Below are 19762 nucleotides of genomic sequence, written 5' to 3' on the forward strand. Positions count from 1 at the left end.
CTCTATTATACTTTTTTTTGAAACATTTTTAAATGGTTAGGACGGGAATTACCCCAAATTAGCTAGCGGATTCATCATTTTGGCATGATTTCCTCATTATCTTTACTGATAGTATGAGACTTTCTGTCATAAACTAAGAAAATTGTAGATTTTTCTTATGAGAAACTATCTTGTTAATCTAGTTTTTTACTTAGTAATAAATAAAAAAAGCGCTTAAGATAATCAGCGCCAAGAAAGAAACAACTCTCTTTGGTGCGCTAATAAAATCTCAATACGCTTTTTATTTATTTTTATTCGTTGAAAAACCGTTTAATTTCTGTGAGTGCAGCTTCTGGCGAATCTGAGGCATGGATAACATTTTGGTAACTATTAGCACCATAATCCCCACGAATCGTTCCTGGTTCGGCTTGTAAGCAATTTGTTGCACCGATCATCTTCCTTACCGTTTTGATGACCTCAGTCCCTTCTAAGACCAAATAAACAACTTCTGATGACGTCATATAGGTCATCATCTCTTCAAAGAAATCGAATTGTTTAACATGAGCGTAATGTTCCTCTGCTAATTCCCGAGACATCTTAGCCACTTTTAATTTTGCAAGTGTCATTTGTTTTCTTTCGAATCGTTGAAGGATTTCTCCGACTAATTTACGTTTGACGCCGTCCGGTTTGATAATAACTAGTGTTTGCTCCATTTAATCTCTCCTTGTTTTCATTTATTAAAAACGCAGAATTGAAAGCGCTTAACAAAGAGGTTATCATTCTTAACAATCCCTGTCTAGTGTACAAGTGACAAAAAAAGTTTCTGCTTTGTCATTACTGGATACAATGGTACATCAATGATAAACAAAAACAGAGGTTGGGACAAAAGTGCTTTTCACTTTTGTCTCACCCTCTGCTCTTCAAATGATCGAATTAACGTTTTTCAGCTGTTAATTCAACATCATAGAAATCGCTAGTTTCTTCATAGTTCCAAGTAAATGATTTCACACGCTCGTTAACTGGCATGATTTGATTACGGTATAATGTTGGAATAACTGGCGCTTCTTCAAACATATACTTTTGCCACGCATCGTATGCTTCTTTACGTTTTGTATCGTCGAAAGATGCTTTTGAATCGATGTCTTTCAACAGCTTATCATTTTCTTCAGAAGCAAAACGAGAGTAGTTGAATGCTGCGTTACGGCTATATAACCCTCCAGGAGATGGTGCACTGTTTACACCCCAAGCCGCTTGGAAAACATCAACTTCTGGATCATCATTTTTAATTTTATCGTAGAATGCTTGGAAATCAATCAAACGGCCAGTTGCTAATTTAACATCTAAGCCAATTTCTTTCCATTGTTGTAGATAGTAATCTGCTAATGGTTGCGCTGTTTCTCCCCCTGCCATTGAAGCAAAGTTAATTGTTAGCTTTTCACCCTTAGGATTTTCTCTCAAACCATCGCCATCTGTATCTTTATAGCCAGCATCATCTAAAATTTTCTTCGCTTTATCTAAATCATATTGATACCCTTTTACATCAGTATCATGTAATGTTTTAAAGATTGGTGGAATCAACGTTGTTGCTCCAGAACGTAAGCCGTTATAGAATTTTTGACCGATTGCATCGTTATCCATCGCATAGCCCATTGCTTGACGTAATTTTACATCCGCCATTTTTGCGTTTGGATTCATAACAACTTCGCCTTTTTCTTTGTCATACGTTCCTAGTTTGAACCCAATATATGTGTAGGCTAATTCTTCACGACCTAACATTTGGTACCCTTCTAAATCTTTATAAGTTGGGTAGTTATCTGTTGGCATTGAGTAAACCATGTCATATTTTTTAGCTTTCACCGCTTCAACAATTGAAGCTGTTGGTACGTTTGTAAATACGATCTTATCTAATTTAGGTTTCCCTTTATAGTAGTGTTCATTTGGTAGATATTCTACTGACTCTCCTGTTACAATCTTGCTCATGTAGTAAGGGCCAAATGTTACAGGATTTTTGCGAACAGCTTCGCTCGCTTGTTGATCCTTGATTGGAATGTCCTTAAAGACATGCTTTGGCATTGCGTTAGTGTACACACCACCACTTAATTGAAGCATCCCTGGATTCATTTCTTTGTAAGTCACTTCAATCGTTTGATCGTCTACTTTTTTAATTCCTGAAATAGTATCAGCTTTACCAGCATGATACTCATCCATGCCTACTACATTCATAAAGTCATCGTCATAACGAATCCCTGTGTAATCTTTATTTCCAATTACTTCATAAGGGTAACTCAAATCATCTGCAGTTACTGGTTGACCGTCTGACCATTTGATATCTTTTTTCAGTTTAATTGTCGCTTTCTTAGCATCGACATCTAAATCTAAGGTTGCAACACCTTCACCTGTAATCACGAAGTCATCATCATAAGAGAATAATCCTTCATGAGAGGGTTTCATATAGTAATTGTCATATGCATCTTCATAATAGACTTCTGAAAACAATCCTTTAAATTGAGTATCAGACGCAACAGCTACATCCAACGTCCCGCCTTTGATAGCTTCTTTATCATTTTTGACCTTCATTGTAAATTTACTGATATCTTCTGTTTTTACATTCTTGTTATCAGAACCCGACTTCTTGCCTCCGCATGCGGCTAATGTTACTGCCATCACTGCTGTTAATGTAATTAAACCCAAAAGTTTCTTGTTTTTCACACTTCTTCCTCCTCGTCTTAACCTAAACGTTGTCTTGCATCTGCTGAACGCTTAAACGCTTGGCCAATATAATTTATACATAACATCATTACTAAAATCAGTACTGATGCAGGTACCCAGATCCATGTTTTATTTGCTAAAACATCGCCATTACTAGCATATCCGATCAATGTTCCAAGACTTGGTACATTTGTCGGCAAACCAAATCCTAAGAACGTTAACGTTGTTTCGATCCCGATATTTGCCGCAAAGTTGATCGTTAAATTCGTAATGATCAATGAACTTAAATTTGGCATAATTTCTCGAAACATGATTTTAAAATCGCTTGTTCCTAACGTTTTTGAGGCACTCACATAGTCTCTTCTTGCTTCTGATAGTGTTTTACTTCGAAATAGTCGAGCTTTGGCAACCCAGTAAAACGCACTCATGATCCAAACGAAAGACCAAACATTATAATTAGGAATGATTGTTACAAACACAATGATGATCATCATAATCGGCAAGATCATGATAAAGTCAACCACACGCATCACTGCATTATCAAACATTCCGCCATAATATCCTGAAATAATTCCGATACCTACACCGATAATCGATGTAAGAATCGTAATCGCAAAACCGATCACAACTGAATTACGAGCGCCAATGATCAATTGGCCTAAAACATCACGGCCGCCTTCATCAGCTCCTAAAATAAAGTTTCCGCCAGGTTCTGCGTATTTATCTAAAATACTGACTGTCATTACTTTGTCTTGATCAGTCAATAATGCACCGATAAAAACAACCAACAGAATAGCAACTAACACTACAAGTGAAAAAATAGCTAATTTATCTTTTTTGAATTCTCTTCCGATCATTCGAAATCCCATTGGAGGGATTGTTTCCGTTACGGTAACTGTATTTTCTTTATTTTTGTCCATCTCGTTTCTTCCTCTCCTTAAATTGATTTTCTATTGAACTCGAATTCTTGGATCTACAATACTCATCACAATATCTGACACCAGATTCCCAATGAGTGTTGCAACTCCTAAAATCAATACTAAGGCCGTGATTACTGCGTAATCTCGTTGTCCGATGGAGTCGATAAATAATTTACCAATACCTGGGTAACCAAAGATTTTTTCAATAACCACCGAGCCGCTGATCAAAGCGGTAATTTCGTAACTTAGTTGAGAAACGATTGGTAAAGAAGCATTTCTGAAAATATGTCTTGTATATACTTTATTTGTCGGCACGCCCTTTGAACGAGCAGTCCGTACATAATCCAACGACTGAGAATCAATAACCTCATTACGTAAATATTGAATCGTAATTGCTGTTCCAAGTAAGGCTTGGGAAAGCGCTGGTAAAATCAAATGATAAAACCGATCCCAAATATATGCGCCTGTCCCCGGCTCAACACCACTGGAAACTGAACCCGTTGTTGGGAACCAATCTAAACGATACCCAAAAATAAATAGCATAACTAATGCAAAAATAAATGGCGGCACCGCAAAGCTGAAAAAGTTATACACCACTACAAATTTATCTAAGATAGAATTTTGATAACGTCCAGATAAAACACCTAATGGCAACGCAATTGCATACATGATCACAACGGTTACTAAAGACAGCAGGATCGTATTAACTGCGCGACTACCGATTAGCGTTGAAACGGGTAGTTTGAAAATAAAACTTTCACCAAAATCCCCATGAAACACATTAACAATCCACCGCATGTATTGCGTTGTCCACGGATCGTTTAATCCAGCCGCTTCTCTCATCTTTTCAATAACAGCAGGATCTGTGTTTGGATTAATCAATCCAGTAAACGGATCACCCGGCATCATTTTAGCCAAGACAAAAATTAGTACGCTTAAAATCAGAATTTGAGGAATCATAAAGAGTACACGTCGTAAAATCGTCTTCCACATTAGTTTGCACCTCCATCTTTCAACGCTACTTGATGTGTTTCACTAATTTTGCGCAGATCGTACACACGCCCATTTTGATCGTAATAATCTTTTTGATGCTCAATATATTCTTTTTCTACTTTACGTCTCTCAGCCTTATGTTTTTCCCGATTAGCAACATCGATTTTAGGGATCGCTGACAATAAACGTTTGGTATAGATATGTTTAGGATCTGTGTAAATATCCTGACGTGTGCCAATCTCTACAAAACGCCCTTTGTACATAATCGCAATATTATCGCACATGTGTTTTACCACACCTAAGTCATGGGAAATGAATAAATAGCTCAAGCCATATTCTTCTTGAATATTTTTCATAAAGTTCAATACTTGCGCCTGAACAGATAAGTCTAACGCTGAAACTGGTTCATCAGCAATAATCAGTTTAGGACTAGTTGCTACTGCTCGAGCTACACCTAAACGTTGACGCTGCCCACCTGAAAATTCATGAGGGTATTTATACAACGCATCTTCCGGCATTCCAACGATATCCAAAAGCCCTTTGACCTTTTTCTTTTCCTCTTGATCACTCAAGCGCTCAAAGTTGCGGATCGGCTCAGCAATAATATCCAATACTCGTTTTTTAGGATTTAAACTAGACATTGAATCTTGGAAAATCATTTGGACATCTTTATTGTATTTCAACGCTTTACGATTATGATGTTTGGTTACATCTTTACCTTCATATAAAATACTACCGTTGGTAACTTTTTCCAGCCCGATAATCGCTTTCCCTGTGGTAGACTTCCCAGAACCAGATTCACCAACTAAACCGTATGTTTTTCCTTTTTCAATAATAAAATCAACACCATCCACTGCCAACACATGATCAGTGACTCGATTGAAGAAACCACTACGGATAGGATAATGAACTTTCAAGTCTTTGATTTGAATAATTTCCGTCATTATACTTCCTCCCGTTCGTCTCTAAAATGAAAATGCTGATAACATGTACAACGGACAAAATGTCCTTCTGATACTTCATGCAGCACTGGTGTTTCTTCGTGAGCATCTTCTGGAATCCAAGGAATTCTTGGCGCAAAACGACAACCTTCTCTTGGTAATTTACTTAGTGACGGAACGACACCCTCAATTACATGCAGTTGGCTATCATCTGAATTCTCTTGTGGAATTGATTGTAATAAAGAACGTGTGTATGGATGCTTTGGATTGTTAAACAATTCTTCAGCAGATGCAACTTCTACAAATTGCCCCGCATACATCACAGCTACCTTATCTGCCATTTCAGCTACAACGCCTAAATCATGCGTAATCAAAATAATCCCTGAACCTGTCTCTTCTTGTAGGTCTTTAAGTAAATCTAAAATTTGTGCCTGAATCGTCACGTCTAGTGCAGTTGTTGGTTCGTCTGCAATAATGATTGCTGGTTTACATGCAATAGCGATGGCAATGATGACACGCTGACGCATTCCACCGGATAATTCATGAGGATATTGTTTTCCTACTCGTTCAGGATTAGGAATACCCACTTGCATTAACAATTCAATTACCCTAGCTTGTTTTTGCTCGGCATTCATATCTGTATGATAGGTTAAACTTTCTTTAATCTGATCTTCAATTCGCATTAATGGATTCAGTGCTGACAAAGGATCTTGAAAAATCATACCGATATCATTGCCGCGGACTTTATTATATAGTTGTTCATTAAAAGTAGTTAAGTTCAAGTCCTTGTAAAGGATTTCACCAGTTACACGTGTATTATTTTCATCGTGCAGCCCGATAATAGTTGTGGCTAAAGTACTTTTTCCACAACCAGATTCACCAACAATCGCTAAAATTTCATTTTTCCCTAACTCAAATGATACATCATCAACTGCATCATAATACTCGTCTTTAATACGAAAACCTGTGTGCAGATGTTGAACGTCTAATAATTGATTTCCATCACTCACTTTAATACACTCCTCCATGCTCAGTTAACTATCATAATTACGACAGAAAAACTTAAAAAAAACTCGTTTTTTTTAACTTTTCTCTTTATATTCTCATTGTACTCATTTTTAAGCAATTGTATATAATATTTGTAAAAATTGCAACATTTTGGTAATCCAATTATATCTATATACGCAAAAAAGTGAAGCAAAACGGGATTTGTTTTGCTTCACTTTTTTTGTTTTAAATTATAAATGATTCATAATATAATCTACAGCAGCACCAACTGTTTCAATTTGTTCTGCATCTTCATCAGAAATTTCTGTACCAAACTCATCTTCAAGCTCTAAAACAAATTCCATTACACTAATTGAATCTGCATTCAAGTCATCTTTAATGTTTAATTGATCTGTCACATTCTCAGCTTCAATATCAAAGTGGTTTGAGATTATCTTCGCTACTTTTCCAAGTACTTCTTCACGAGTCAACTGTATTCACCTCCACTGTTTTTGAACAACGTTCCTCACTAATGAGTTAAACGCTATGATACATTGTACTCACAAATGATCGATTTGTCCATCTTTTTTTGCAAATTCATTACAAATTGATTGCAATCAAGTTGCGAACATACTTATTCTTTCGTTTCATAATAGCTAACAAGTTGGGGTACAACCTCTGTTTTTAACATTGTATGAATTTGACGAATCGTGTAACGAACCGCTTCAGGCCCAGTCGATCCATGTGTTTTAACGACTGGTGCTTTTAAGCCAAATAAAACGGCTCCGCCATGTTTAGAATAGTCCATTTCACTTTTCATCCCACGTAAGGCATTTTTCAAAAGTAATGCCCCCATTTTCCCCTTAAGCCCTTCTCCAAGAATCGAAGATTTCAAAAGACCCATCATACTCAATGCCGTTCCTTCAATCGATTTCAACACAGCATTTCCTGTGAAACCATCTGTTACAACAACATCAGCTGCTCCACTCAGTAAATCACGAGCTTCCACATTACCGATAAAATTGATCGTTTCTTCTTCTGACAGTAACTCAAAAGCTTTTTTAGTTAACTCACTACCTTTTGTTTCTTCAGTACCGTTATTTAAAAGTGCTACTCGAGGCTTGCTAATGTTTCTCACTTTCTCAGCGTAAAAAGAACCTAACACAGCATATTGTACAAGATGTTCTGGTTTATTGTCTGCATTAGCACCTAAATCCAGCATATCAAACCCACCGTTCGGCTGACCAATTACGGGTAATGTTGACATCAAACCTGGACGTTCGACATTTTTGATTCGTCCAACGATGAATAATCCAGCAGCCAGTAAAGCCCCCGTATTCCCTGCTGAAAAAATAGCGTCTGCTTCGCCATTTTTTACCGCTTGCGCAGCTAAAACCATCGAAGCTGTTTTTTTACGACGAATTGCTTTCACTGGTTCATCATCACTATTGATTTTTTCGTCCGTGTGGATAATAGTAATATTCGTTTCATCTGTTACATATTTTTTTATTTCATTTTCTTTTCCATAAAGTAAAAACTCAATCTCTGGAAAATCCTGTTTAGCTAGCATAACGCCCTCAACAATAGCCTGAGGTGCATGATCGCCACCCATTGCATCAACTGCAATCTTCATAAAATAGTCCCTCCTAGATAAATTACAATAAGTAGTATAACACATCGAAAAGCGGAACGAACCGCTTAGACCTTGAACAAATTAGAAAAACTCTGGAAAGATGCTTTCTATCTTTTCAGAATTTTATCTATTTGTTGAGAGGTCTGGTTCGTGGAGCTAGACTACACGAAAAGCGGAACGAACTGCTTCGATCCTTGTACTTTTCACATCAAATCGTCTATCAGTCAAAGAACTGCTGCTCATCATCGTTTGGTTTAATTTTTTCAGCCACTCCATGATATTCCGGCAGTACCCACCATTGTGTTTTTTTCCAAATTGCACTTGCCTCTTGGCGAGCAACTTCTAGAATATTAAAATCTGTCACAATATCACCTACAGCAAATTGTGGAACCCCTGACTGTCTGGCACCAAATACTTCACCAGGGCCTCGTAATTCCAGATCTTTTTCGCTTAACACAAAACCATTATTGGTTTCCGTCATAATTTTCATTCGTTCCACACCCATTTCATTCTTAGGGTTAGCAACCAAAATACAATATGAAGCTTCTGATCCTCTACCAACACGGCCGCGTAGCTGATGTAATTGCGCTAGTCCAAAACGATCTGCATCCATGATTAGCATGACTGTTGCATTTGGAACGTTGACGCCGACTTCGATTACTGTAGTAGAAACTAGAAGCTGCAAATTATTTTCTTTAAACTCTTGCATAATCTCTTCTTTTTCCTGATTTTTCATTTTCCCGTGAAGTAAACCAACTTGATAAGTAGGGTTGAAAAATGCAGTCATATGCTCAAAAATCTCAGTGGCATTTTTAACGTCAAGTGCTTCTGATTCTTCAATCAACGGACAAATGATGTACGCTTGGTGACCACGAGCCAGTTCTTTTTGCATCCATTCTAATACTGTATCTAACTGCGGCGGACGAATCCAGCGGGTTTCTATCGGAATACGGCCAGCCGGCATTTCATCAATAATTGATACGTCCATTTCCCCAAAAGCGGTAATCGCCAATGTTCTGGGAATCGGGGTCGCTGTCATAAACAACACGTCCGGTTTCAAGCCTTTTTCTCTTAAAATCCGACGCTGATTTACACCAAAACGGTGCTGTTCATCAGTGATAACTAAGCCTAGTTTATGAAAAATAACATCTTCTTGAATCAATGCATGAGTTCCAATAATAATATCGATTTCGCCTGTCGCTAACTGCTCCAGAATTTCTCGGCGTTCTTTCGTCTTTGTTGATCCAGTCAAGAGCGCTGTCCGAACTTCTAAGGGATCATACAACTGTTGTAGACTTTCCATATGCTGCTGCGCTAAAATCTCTGTCGGCACCATTAAAGCGCCTTGAAAACCAGCCGTCATCGTTGCATATAGAGCAATCGCTGCAACTACCGTTTTCCCACTTCCTACATCGCCTTGTAATAAACGCTGCATATGATTAGAGCTCATTAAATCTCGACAAATCTCATTCGTTACTTTTTTCTGGGCAGCAGTCAACTCAAAAGGTAATTTTTGTGTAAATGATTTTAAGCGATCCACATCATAATGGATACTTAAGCCATTTTTTTCTGCTTTTTCTTGCCTCTTCAAGCCTTGCATTTTCAACTGAAATAAAAAGAACTCTTCAAAAACAACACGACGCTTTGCTTGATGACTTTCTTCTGGATTACTTGGGAAATGCATCGCAAACATCGCTTCTTTTCTAGGCATCAAACGATATTTTTCCAATAATTCTTTTGGTAAAATCTCCGAAATCAATTCTCCATATTTATCAAATCCAGTACGAATTAATTGAATCAGGCTACTTTGCCGAACTTTTTTATTCACATGATAAATAGGTGCAAAATCTTCGCCGTCATTTTTAGCAGCCAAAATTTTCATACCGTTTAGTGATTTTCGTTTAGCGTCCCATTTTCCATAAACTGCAATTTCCTCAGACATAACGATTTTATCTTTCAAATAAGGTTGATTAAAGAAGGAAACATTGATTACAGCGTGATCTTGCATCATACGAAACATCATTCGACTTTTTTTATAGCCATAGCGACTGACAACAGGCTCAGAAACAACCAGCCCTTTTAAGGTTACTTTTTCTTGATCTTGGATTTCATTTAATTCTTTTTCCTGAATATCATCATAGCGAAAAGGATAATAAGATAACAAGTCTTCGATCGTTTGAATACCAATCTCTTTCAGGTTTTCGGCACGTTTGGGACCAACACCTGATAGAACACCGATATCATCTGCTAAGTTCACCACTTTTCCTCCTCTCATTAATAGATACGTGTTTTACTGTCTATTTGTTTATTTTCTATAGAAAAAGCCAAACAACAAGTGTCTGGCCTTTTTCGTTAATCTCAATTTATTCAGCTGAAAATAGGTACGGATATACAGGTTGTCCACCTTCATGAAGTTCTGTTTCCAAATCTTCATATTCAGCAGTTAATGCTTCGACAAATTTCTCAGCCTCTTTCATTGTTCCACCGTCGCCTACAATGATCGTTACGATTTCTGTATCTTCATCGATCATGCGTTTTAGTGTATCCAATGATGCTTCAAACATATCTGGTTCAGAAACAACGATTTTTCCATCGATCATCCCTAGATAGTCGTCTTTTTTGATTTCAACATTGTCGATCGTTGTGTCACGTACAGCGGTTGTTACTTGTCCGCTAACAACACTTTCGATCATTTCTGTCATTGTTGCTTTATTTTCTTCAAGCGTTTGATGATCATTGAAAGCAAGCATTGCTGTCATTCCTTGAGAAATCGTTTTTGTTGGTACGACCGCTACTGGAATATCCGCTACTTCAGCGGCTTGATCAGCTGCCATAAAAATATTTTTATTATTAGGTAAAATAATCACTTGGTCAGCATTAACTTCTTTAACAGCTTTCAATATATCTTCTGTACTCGGGTTCATTGTTTGACCGCCACTGATAATGTAACTTGCACCAAGGCTACGGAACAATTCTTGTACACCCTCACCTGCTGCGATTGCAATCACAGCATACGGTACGCGCGCTTTTTGAGCTACTGCCGCTTGAGCATCATGTTCTACTAATGTTTCATGCTGTAAACGCATGTTATCAACTTTGATTTTTACTAACGAACCGAATTTCTGACCGTAATTCATGACTTCACCAGGATGTTCCGTGTGGACATGAACTTTGATGATCTCATCGTCATTTACGACAAGTAAAGAATCACCTAATTCGTTCAAATAATTTCTGAACGTTTCATAATCGAAGTCGCTGTCTACAGTCGGACCTTCTCCGATTTGAACCATGATTTCGGTACAATAACCGAATTTGATATCTTCAGTTGCTACATGACCACTAACACCACGATGATGTTCAGCATTAACCATCTCGTCCATTTCTCCTGGACTTGGTTCATAGATTTCGGTAGCTAAAAATTCACCTGATAAAGCTTCCAAGAATCCTTCATAGATAAATAACAACCCTTGGCCGCCACTATCAACAACACCGACTTCTTTTAACACAGGTAAAAGATCAGGCGTTTTAGCTAAAGCGCGTTTAGCACCTTTAACAACAGCTTCCATTACTTCGATACAATCATCCGTTTCTTTTGCTTTACGTTCCCCAGAACGTGCAGCCTCACGAGAAACAGTCAGAATTGTCCCTTCAACAGGCTTCATAACTGCTTTATAAGCAGTTTCCACACCGTGTGTAAATGCAGCTGCTAAGTCTTTGGCATTTAATGTTTCAACATCTGGAATTTGCTTAGAAAAACCACGGAATAATTGAGATAAGATAACACCAGAATTCCCTCTGGCACCCATCAATAATCCTTTTGAAAGAATCGTTGTTAATTCTCCAACTTTTTCGGAACGAGAATCTGCTACAGCCTTCGCTCCACTGGTCATAGATAAGTTCATATTTGTTCCTGTATCACCATCTGGCACAGGGAAAACATTCAATGAGTTGACATATTCTGCATTCACATGCAGACGACTCGCACCAGCCTGAACCATCTCTTGGAACTGACTTGCACTGATTTCTGTTACATTCACCTAAAAAATCCTCCTTTGAGATTCCTGCCAATAAATGAAATTTCATCTATTTGACAGCTGGCTACCTAGTCAGGCAACACACGAACACCTTGCACAAATACGTTGACCGAATTAGCTGTCACACCTAGAAGTGTTTCAAGGTTATATTTTACTTTTTCTTGCACATTACGAGAAACTTCTGAAATTTTTGTTCCATAACTTACGATTGTATATACGTCGACCGCAACGCCATTTTCCTCTTGACGCACGACAACACCTTTGGAATAATTTTCTTTACGCAAAATGCCATTTAAATTATCTTTGATTTGGTTTTTACTAGCCATACCGACGATTCCGTAGATATCTGTCGCAGCACCGCCAACAACTGTGGCGATAACCTCATTGGTAATCTCAATGGTACCTGCTGGTGTTTTAATTTTTACAGCCATTGATGAAAGCCTCCTTAAAGAGCACAATTGCCCTATTTTCTTCTATAGTATTTTAACATAGCCGTACCTCAATGAAAAGGAAGTTAGCCAGATTATTATAGAGAGTCTCATCGAATTTACCAATAATTGTATAATTTACATCGTTTGATGGGAAATGTCAAACTGATTTGAAAATCTTCTTGCAAAAAAACACCTTCTATGATAAATTAAGTTAGTATGAGCTGAAAACTATCGCTCCAAGATCAAAGCAAAGGAGGAAACTAAAAATGGCAAAAGTATGTTATTTTACTGGTCGTAAGACAAGCAGCGGCAATAACCGCTCACATGCAATGAACGCTACTAAACGTACTGTTAAACCTAACTTGCAAAAAGTTCGTGTATTAATAGACGGTAAACCTAAAAAAGTTTGGGTGTCAACTCGTGCTTTGAAATCTGGTAAAATCGAGCGTGTTTAATAGAACGTAATCAAAAAGCCGAACGGCGTGCCGTTCAGCTTTTTTTATTTGTCTCGACTTTGAATCACCGCTATCACGCCTGTATCAAATGAAAACTTGGCTGTCTCTCCCACAAACTCATTACTTGCATATGATGTCGGGATAGCTACATCCTTGTGATCTAAGGTATATTTACTTGCCGTTAACGTTAGATTCGTCACAGGTGTTAAACAGCAGTATGCTAGATAAGTCATTTCAGATTCTTTTTTCACAACATAGCTTCCTGGTAGATAATACGCGATGCTATTTTGTCGATCTTCTAATCTGATTTGTCCCACGAAAGATTGAAAGCGAGGTTCCAATGGCAACCAAAGATTTGACAGAAAATGATCCAATCGACCACCTGTAGCACCGATAATCGTGACATCCCCTTTTGGGAATTTCTCAAGTGCCAACTGCAAAGCTAGTTGAGTATCTGTATCGTCTTTTTCTGCTTGCGCCTGTTTCAATTCTTTGGCTTGTTTTTGAACAAATTGCTTTTCATCGTTGGTTAAAGAATCGAAATCTCCTACCGCTAAATCCAATGACAAACCTTGTTCCAGAATAAATAAACTTCCTCGATCAATCCCTACAACATAATCATAGTCTTCCCAATTTAACTGCGGCCACTCATTGGGCGAACCGCCAGCCACAAGGATAATCTTCATTAGTCCAACGCAGCTCTTAAGGCCTCAATGCGATCTTTAGGACTTTCTGAATTATAGATATAAGAGCCTGCTACAAAAACATTCGCTCCCGCTTCTTTACAACGTTTCGCAGTTGAAGGATCGATACCGCCATCTACTTCAATATCGTAACTATAACCTTTAGACTCTTTCCATTCTTTTAATTGAGCAATTTTATCTAATGAACTTTCAATAAATGATTGTCCGCCAAAACCAGGATTAACTGTCATGATCAAGACTTGATCTACTAAATCCAACACATATTCAATAGCTGACAACGGTGTCCCTGGATTGATCACTACACCCGCTTTTACGCCAGAATCTTTAATCATTTGCACAGCACGATGAATATGAGGCGTTGCTTCTGCATGAACCGTGATAATATCTGATCCAGCTTTAGCAAAGGCATCAATGTAATTTTCTGGTTGAACAATCATTAGATGGACATCCAATGGTAGTTTTGTTACTGGTCGAATCGCTGAAACCACGTTAGGACCAAGCGTAATATTAGGAACAAATTGACCATCCATCACATCCACATGAATATAGTCTGCCCCTAGTTTTTCTACTAATTGAATATCTCTTTCTAAATTGGCAAAATCGGCGCTTAAAATCGATGGTGCTAGTTTCATTGAACTCTCTCCTTATGTATCTGATTTTTTTATTTTTTCTTATAAATAGGTCTACGGTTCTCTATCTCTAATAAAAATTGTAGATAATTATCATAACGTGATTGAGCAATATTTCCTTCTTCCACACGAGTTTTAACTTCACAACCTGGTTCTTTGCGATGCATGCATTCACGAAACTTACAGGATACTGAAGCTTCTACAAACTCTGGGAATTGTTTCGGCAGTTCCGTTGTTTCCATTTCTAAAAAGTCGATAGAACTAAATCCTGGTGTATCTGCAACTAACCCATCATATAAAGGCAACAGTTCTACATGACGTGTGGTATGTTTCCCTCGCCCTAATGATTCAGAGATTTCATCAGTAGCCAACTGTAACTCAGGAGAAATTTTGTTTAATAAGGTTGATTTCCCAGCGCCCGACTGACCCATAAAAACGGTCAAACACTCTGGAAAATACTGTTCCAACAGCTGAACTGCTTCGTCGTCATTAGCTTTTGTTGCAGCAATTACTGGATATCCGATTTTTTCATAAACTTTTTTAACGTCTGCCACACTAACCGCTTCTGTTCCAGTTACTAAATCAACTTTCGTCAAATAAATAATGGGTGCGATACCTTTATCCTCTAATGTAACTAAAAAACGATCTAGCAAGTTATATGAAAAATTAGGCTCCACCATACTCATGACAATCACGCCTTGATCTACATTAGCCACCGGCGGACGCACCAATTCATTATGCCTAGGAAAAACTTCCAATAAATAACCATCGGTTGGATTATCACTTTCAAACATCACTTCGTCACCAACTAATGGCGTGATTTTACGGTTTCGAAAGTTCCCTCTGGCTCTTGTTTGAAATGTTGCTCCATCTGCATAAATGTAGTAAAAACCACTTAATGCTTTTCTGATTTGACCTTTCAGAAATGCCACCTCCTTGTTTCTATTGTTTTCATTTTACCATAGGTTGAAAAGAAAAGAGAAGAGACAGAAGAAACCTCTTAAAAATAGTTTCTTGCTGCCTCTTATATGTTGATTAGTTTTGAACAGAAGTATCTGAAGTGGGTTTCGTTGAATCTGGTCCACTTGAGAAGTAAACAGTTACCGTACTGCCTGCGGTGACACTTGTTCCGCCACCAGGTGTTGTTCGGGTTACTCGATCCTTATCGTAGCTGGATGAAGCTTCTGTCTTCTCTGATATTTTCAACCCTTTACTTGATAAATAATCACGAGCTTCTTTTTTAGAGTAGCCACTAATATCATCTAAAGTTACTTTGTCGGAACCTTTACTAACTGTCAGAGTGATTTTATCGTTTTTTACATTAAATGAAGAGCCTGCTGCTGGCGTTTGAGAGATAACTGCCCCTTTTTCTACTGTGTCACTCGCTTCTTCTAAACGAGAAATTTGGTTTGCTTTAACACCTAACGAGTCTAGAGCATTTACAGCATTTTCATAACTATAACCAGCATAATTGCCTAAAACAATTTTATCTGTTCCTTTGCTTACACTTAATGTTATTTTACCTGTTTTAGGATTTATTGACGATCCTGCACCTGGTGTTTGTCCGATCACTACTCCTGGGTCTACGGTATCACTCTCTTCGTCAGAACGTGAAATTTGGTTTTCTTTGATACCTAATGCTTCTAATGCTGCTACAGCATTCTCATAACTATAACCCGCGTAATTATCTAGATAAACATCCTCTGGCCCACCACTAACAACTAAAGTGATCTCATCTGACTTAGGATCAACTTCTTCGCCTTTTTTCGGCGTCTGACTAATGACTTTATCTTCGTCTACCTTTAAACTAGTTTCTCTAGTAATCTTGATTTGACTTTCTTTAAAACCATATTTTCCTAGTGATTCGATAGCATCTTTATAATTTTGCCCAGCATAATCATCTAGCTTGATTTTCTTATTGCCAGAGCTTATATAAAGTTCGACTTCCCGATTTTTTTTCACTGTTGAATCTACAGATGGATCGGTCTTCACTACTTTTCCTTCTTCAATAGAATCATCTGGGATTTCTTTCGTCGCATTTTTGACTTTTAGTCCCGCATCTTCTAAGATTCTTCGTGCATCAGCTTCGCTTTTTCCTTCCACATTAGGAATTTTAACTTCACTACTGCCTCTGCCAGCAAGATAAAGACCACCACCAATGAGTAATGCTAGTACTAGTAAAATCAGGAAAATAATCAACGGCTTTTTTTTCTTCTTTTTCTTTTTCGCTGCAGCTTCTTGTTGTTCAATTTCTTCATGTTCATTGCGTTCTTCTGGTGGTGTTTCCATCGTATTAAACGAAGACGGCATAGCCATTTCATCAGTGATTGGTGTTAAAATTTTCGTTTCACCCATCAGACCTGTTGGTTGCCACTTTGGTTCATTCAAGCGATTTGCTGCTAAGACTGTGTATAAGTCACGTGACATTTCTTCTGCTGTCTTATATCGATCAGCTGGATCTTTAGCCGTTGCATGTAACACCACATTTTCCAATGACTGAGGAATATTTGGATCGAAGGTTTTAACAGAAGGCATCTCTTCTTGAAAATGCTTTAAAGCAATTGTTACCGCAGATTCGCCATCAAACGGTACGCTTCCTGTCAGCATTTCATATAAGATAATCCCCACTGCATATACATCTGATTGATTCGTGGCCATACTACCTCTTGCTTGTTCAGGAGATAGGTAATGGACGGAACCTAACATCGTATTCGTTTGTGTAATGGACGTTTCTGTCAACGCAATCGCAATCCCAAAATCCGTGATTTTTACAACGCCGCTTTCATCCATCAATATATTTTGCGGCTTTAAATCTCTATGAATAATTCTATGTTCATGGGCAAGTGAAACTGCTGATAAAATTTGTTCCATAATATCAACGGTTTTTGCGTATGGAATTGGATATTGTGTTTTAATAAATCTTTTTAGATCCATTCCTTTTACATATTCCATCACTAAGTACTGCAAGCCGTCTTCTTCTCCTACATCATACACACTGACGATATTAGGATGAACCAACTCAGTAGCAGCCAAGGCTTCTCTTTGAAAGCGGCGAATCGCTGCTTGATCATTTTGGAAATCAAAACGCAATACTTTGACAGCTACGTCACGATCCAAAATCAAGTCATGGGCTAGAAATACATTTGCCATACCACCACTGCCAATATTGCCAATAATGTGATATCGGCCATTCAATTTTCTGCCGATTTCGATCATTGGTTCTCCTCCTTCTGTTCGTCAAAATGTATCACTAAGACCGTAATATTATCTGCTCCACCAGCTTCATTAGCTGTAGAAATTAATGTAGCAACTTTTTCATTTAATGTTTTTTCTGAAAGTAAAATAGCCAAAATAGCTTCCTCAGGAACCATATTTGTCAGTCCATCTGAGCATAGTAAAATATAGTCATTCGGTACCCAAAGATGATTCGTTACATCGACTTCCACCATCCCTGGCATGCCTAATGAACGGGTCAAAACATTCTTTCTCGGGTGATTTGCGGCCATTTCACGAGTAATTTCACCTGACTTCACTAATTCATTGACTAAAGAATGGTCTTCTGTCAGTTGACGCAATTGCCCATTACGTATTAAATAAGCTCGACTGTCGCCGATATTAGCCAACACAAATGACTGATCTAATAATACTGCACTAACGATGGTCGTACCCATACCTAAATAATCAGGATGGGATTGACCTTTTTCGTAAATCAACTCATTTTCATCCTGAATTTCTTTGATCATCCATTGAGCTGCTTTTTCTGATGTGTCAATAGAACTTTCTTGCCAACGCACACCTAAATTATTGACAGCCATCTGGCTTGCCACATCTCCTGCTTGATGACCGCCCATACCATCAGCTAAAATAGCTAAAGAAACACCTGCCTGATTCTCAAATAAACCTGCATAATCTTGATTCGTATTCCGTTTCAATCCGACATCTGTTTGAAAATTGATTTCCACTATGCTTCACCTCGTTTAACAAACTTTCTGCATACAACAAATAAAAAAGCCATCCGTTCCTAATTGATGTGGGTATAATGTAAGCATTTGATCCTGTATAGCAGACTGAACAGCTTCATTCACCGCAACATCGATTTTTTTAAATTCGGGATGTTTCTCTAAAAATGCTGCAACAACTTCCTGATTTTCTTCTTCGGCAATTGTACATGTGCTATAGACCATTATACCCCATTGTTTCAATGTATGCGCAACACTTTCTAGAATTTCTAATTGGATTTTAGGTAATTGTTCAAAATCTTGCGCTGATTTATGGTATTTGATATCTGGTTTACGACGCATTAACCCTAAACCTGAACATGGTGCATCAACTAAGATTCGATCAAAATATTCTGTTGGAAATTCTTCTCCAACTTTACGTGCATCCAATTTTTCAGTGTCCACCACGTCTTTTACATGAAGACGCTCAGCGTTTTGCTTGATTAATTTTATTTTGTGATCATGAATATCTAACGCTTTTACACGTCCGCCTTGTTTAGAATCAAGGAAAGTTGCAATATGTGTCGTTTTTCCACCAGGAGCTGCGCACGCATCTAAAACAACATGATTTTTTTCAATCTGCATGGCTGGCGCCACTAGCATAGAGCTTTCATCTTGGATGGTTAAATTCCCCATTCCAAACAAGTAACTACCTGCTAAAAACCCTTTGTCTGCTACCACACCATATGGAGAAACTTGACTGGCTGAGGCTTCAATGTGATCTTTTTGCAATTCTTCTAACGCATCAGAAATACTGATTTCACGAGTGTCTACACGTCCACTAACATGGCTTTTTTCAAAAAGCGACAAACCTAGTTTTCGGGTTTCTTCTATCCCCATCTGTTTGATTAACTTTTCTGTTAACCACTTAGGCATGCTGATTTCTACCGACAATCGCTCGATAGGATCTTTTATTTTATCTAAACTTGGAACGCCTTCTCGTTGAAATGCTCGGAGAATACCATTAACAAATTTACCAATCCCGCTATTGCCTCTATGTTTGCCAATCTCTACTGCTTCATTAATAATCGCATGGTCTGGAATTTTGTCTAAAAATACTAATTGATAAACGGATAAACTGAGCAAATTCTTCACCCAACTGTCTACTTTTTTAGGATTTTGAATAAAAGGCGTCAAATAATACTCTAACAGTAACTTATGACTGATTGTGCCATATACAAGTTCCGTGAATAAGCGACTATCTTTTTCTCCTAAAGCAGATTTATTGATCATTTCATTTAATAATAAATTCGAGTACGCTCCGCCATTATCTACACGTTCAATCGTTCTTAACGCCACATAACGAACAGAGTTTTTTATTCTTGCTGGTATTTTTTTGCCCATATTGA

The 19762-nt window shown here is 37.9% G+C and carries 18 protein-coding genes; 1 reads left to right on the plus strand and 17 read right to left on the minus strand.

The window, feature by feature from the left end; all coding sequences use genetic code 11:
- Window positions 1-290 precede the first annotated feature (290 nt).
- The 11 genes from ndk to BCR23_RS08455 form a co-directional block, all read right to left on the minus strand.
- Complete coding sequence (ndk, locus tag BCR23_RS08405) at window positions 291-692, minus strand: nucleoside-diphosphate kinase (RefSeq protein WP_069635046.1); 402 nt, start codon at window positions 690-692, stop codon at window positions 291-293.
- Between the two features lie 220 nt (window positions 693-912).
- Window positions 913-2688: an oligopeptide ABC transporter substrate-binding protein gene (locus BCR23_RS08410; protein WP_083241921.1), complete on the minus strand. Its 1776-nt coding sequence runs from the start codon at window positions 2686-2688 to the stop codon at window positions 913-915.
- Between the two features lie 17 nt (window positions 2689-2705).
- Entirely contained in the window at window positions 2706-3608 is a 903-nt protein-coding gene (locus BCR23_RS08415; RefSeq protein WP_069635047.1) for an ABC transporter permease, read from the minus strand.
- 30 nt (window positions 3609-3638) lie between these two features.
- On the minus strand, window positions 3639-4601 hold the full coding sequence (opp4B, locus tag BCR23_RS08420) for an oligopeptide ABC transporter permease (RefSeq protein WP_069635048.1): 963 nt from the start codon (window positions 4599-4601) through the stop codon (window positions 3639-3641).
- A complete protein-coding gene (locus BCR23_RS08425) occupies window positions 4601-5545 on the minus strand; it encodes an ATP-binding cassette domain-containing protein (protein ID WP_069635049.1) in 945 nt (314 codons plus the stop codon). The genes opp4B and BCR23_RS08425 overlap by 1 nt, the downstream gene beginning before the upstream one ends.
- Window positions 5545-6552 (minus strand): ABC transporter ATP-binding protein, encoded by a 1008-nt coding sequence (locus tag BCR23_RS08430; RefSeq protein ID WP_069635050.1) that lies wholly within the window; start codon window positions 6550-6552, stop codon window positions 5545-5547. Before BCR23_RS08430 ends, BCR23_RS08425 begins: the two co-directional genes overlap by 1 nt.
- Window positions 6553-6780: 228 nt before the next feature.
- Entirely contained in the window at window positions 6781-7020 is a 240-nt protein-coding gene (gene acpP / locus BCR23_RS08435; RefSeq protein ID WP_069635051.1) for an acyl carrier protein, read from the minus strand.
- A gap of 143 nt (window positions 7021-7163) precedes the next feature.
- Complete coding sequence (gene plsX / locus BCR23_RS08440) at window positions 7164-8162, minus strand: phosphate acyltransferase PlsX (RefSeq protein WP_069635052.1); 999 nt, start codon at window positions 8160-8162, stop codon at window positions 7164-7166.
- Window positions 8163-8382: 220 nt separating this feature from the next.
- Window positions 8383-10419 carry an ATP-dependent DNA helicase RecG gene (recG, locus tag BCR23_RS08445; protein ID WP_083241922.1) on the minus strand — a complete coding sequence of 679 codons (2037 nt, stop codon included), beginning with the start codon at window positions 10417-10419 and terminating at the stop codon, window positions 8383-8385.
- Window positions 10420-10525: 106 nt separating this feature from the next.
- On the minus strand, window positions 10526-12199 hold the full coding sequence (locus tag BCR23_RS08450) for a DAK2 domain-containing protein (protein ID WP_069635054.1): 1674 nt from the start codon (window positions 12197-12199) through the stop codon (window positions 10526-10528).
- Between the two features lie 65 nt (window positions 12200-12264).
- Window positions 12265-12627: an Asp23/Gls24 family envelope stress response protein gene (locus BCR23_RS08455; protein WP_010761897.1), complete on the minus strand. Its 363-nt coding sequence runs from the start codon at window positions 12625-12627 to the stop codon at window positions 12265-12267.
- A 266-nt stretch (window positions 12628-12893) separates the two neighbouring features.
- Here BCR23_RS08455 and rpmB point away from each other — a divergent pair, with 266 nt between their 5' ends.
- Window positions 12894-13082, plus strand: coding sequence for a 50S ribosomal protein L28 (gene rpmB / locus BCR23_RS08460; RefSeq protein WP_010761898.1), 189 nt, complete (start codon window positions 12894-12896; stop codon window positions 13080-13082).
- Window positions 13083-13126: 44 nt separating this feature from the next.
- On the opposite strand, the gene BCR23_RS08465 is transcribed toward rpmB, so the two are convergent.
- The 6 genes from BCR23_RS08465 to rsmB all read right to left on the minus strand — a co-directional run bounded on the left by BCR23_RS08465 (window position 13127) and on the right by rsmB (window position 19757).
- On the minus strand, window positions 13127-13768 hold the full coding sequence (locus tag BCR23_RS08465; protein ID WP_069635055.1) for a thiamine diphosphokinase: 642 nt from the start codon (window positions 13766-13768) through the stop codon (window positions 13127-13129).
- Window positions 13768-14418, minus strand: a complete 651-nt coding sequence (gene rpe / locus BCR23_RS08470; RefSeq protein WP_069635056.1) for a ribulose-phosphate 3-epimerase — start codon at window positions 14416-14418, stop codon at window positions 13768-13770. The genes BCR23_RS08465 and rpe overlap by 1 nt, the downstream gene beginning before the upstream one ends.
- A gap of 29 nt (window positions 14419-14447) precedes the next feature.
- Window positions 14448-15347 (minus strand): ribosome small subunit-dependent GTPase A, encoded by a 900-nt coding sequence (gene rsgA / locus BCR23_RS08475; RefSeq protein WP_069635057.1) that lies wholly within the window; start codon window positions 15345-15347, stop codon window positions 14448-14450.
- Between the two features lie 103 nt (window positions 15348-15450).
- Window positions 15451-17631, minus strand: a complete 2181-nt coding sequence (pknB, locus tag BCR23_RS08480; RefSeq protein ID WP_069635058.1) for a Stk1 family PASTA domain-containing Ser/Thr kinase — start codon at window positions 17629-17631, stop codon at window positions 15451-15453.
- Window positions 17628-18377, minus strand: coding sequence for a Stp1/IreP family PP2C-type Ser/Thr phosphatase (locus BCR23_RS08485; protein ID WP_069635059.1), 750 nt, complete (start codon window positions 18375-18377; stop codon window positions 17628-17630). The genes pknB and BCR23_RS08485 overlap by 4 nt, the downstream gene beginning before the upstream one ends.
- A gap of 15 nt (window positions 18378-18392) precedes the next feature.
- Complete coding sequence (gene rsmB, locus BCR23_RS08490) at window positions 18393-19757, minus strand: 16S rRNA (cytosine(967)-C(5))-methyltransferase RsmB (protein ID WP_069635060.1); 1365 nt, start codon at window positions 19755-19757, stop codon at window positions 18393-18395.
- Window positions 19758-19762: the final 5 nt, after the last annotated feature.

The organism is Enterococcus quebecensis (genome assembly GCF_001730365.1).
Classification (GTDB): domain Bacteria; phylum Bacillota; class Bacilli; order Lactobacillales; family Enterococcaceae; genus Enterococcus_L; species Enterococcus_L quebecensis.

What these genes read in the sequence shown, in the direction of transcription:
- ndk (WP_069635046.1), bottom strand. Translation starts at nt 692, where the DNA reads ATGGAGCAAACACTAGTTATTATCAAACCGGACGGCGTCAAACGTAAA.
- BCR23_RS08415 (WP_069635047.1), bottom strand. Translation starts at nt 3,608, where the DNA reads ATGGACAAAAATAAAGAAAATACAGTTACCGTAACGGAAACAATCCCT.
- opp4B (WP_069635048.1), bottom strand. Translation starts at nt 4,601, where the DNA reads ATGTGGAAGACGATTTTACGACGTGTACTCTTTATGATTCCTCAAATT.
- BCR23_RS08425 (WP_069635049.1), bottom strand. Translation starts at nt 5,545, where the DNA reads ATGACGGAAATTATTCAAATCAAAGACTTGAAAGTTCATTATCCTATC.
- plsX (WP_069635052.1), bottom strand. Translation starts at nt 8,162, where the DNA reads ATGAAGATTGCAGTTGATGCAATGGGTGGCGATCATGCACCTCAGGCT.
- BCR23_RS08455 (WP_010761897.1), bottom strand. Translation starts at nt 12,627, where the DNA reads ATGGCTGTAAAAATTAAAACACCAGCAGGTACCATTGAGATTACCAAT.
- rpmB (WP_010761898.1), top strand. Translation starts at nt 12,894, where the DNA reads ATGGCAAAAGTATGTTATTTTACTGGTCGTAAGACAAGCAGCGGCAAT.
- BCR23_RS08465 (WP_069635055.1), bottom strand. Translation starts at nt 13,768, where the DNA reads ATGAAGATTATCCTTGTGGCTGGCGGTTCGCCCAATGAGTGGCCGCAG.
- rpe (WP_069635056.1), bottom strand. Translation starts at nt 14,418, where the DNA reads ATGAAACTAGCACCATCGATTTTAAGCGCCGATTTTGCCAATTTAGAA.
- pknB (WP_069635058.1), bottom strand. Translation starts at nt 17,631, where the DNA reads ATGATCGAAATCGGCAGAAAATTGAATGGCCGATATCACATTATTGGC.
- rsmB (WP_069635060.1), bottom strand. Translation starts at nt 19,757, where the DNA reads ATGGGCAAAAAAATACCAGCAAGAATAAAAAACTCTGTTCGTTATGTG.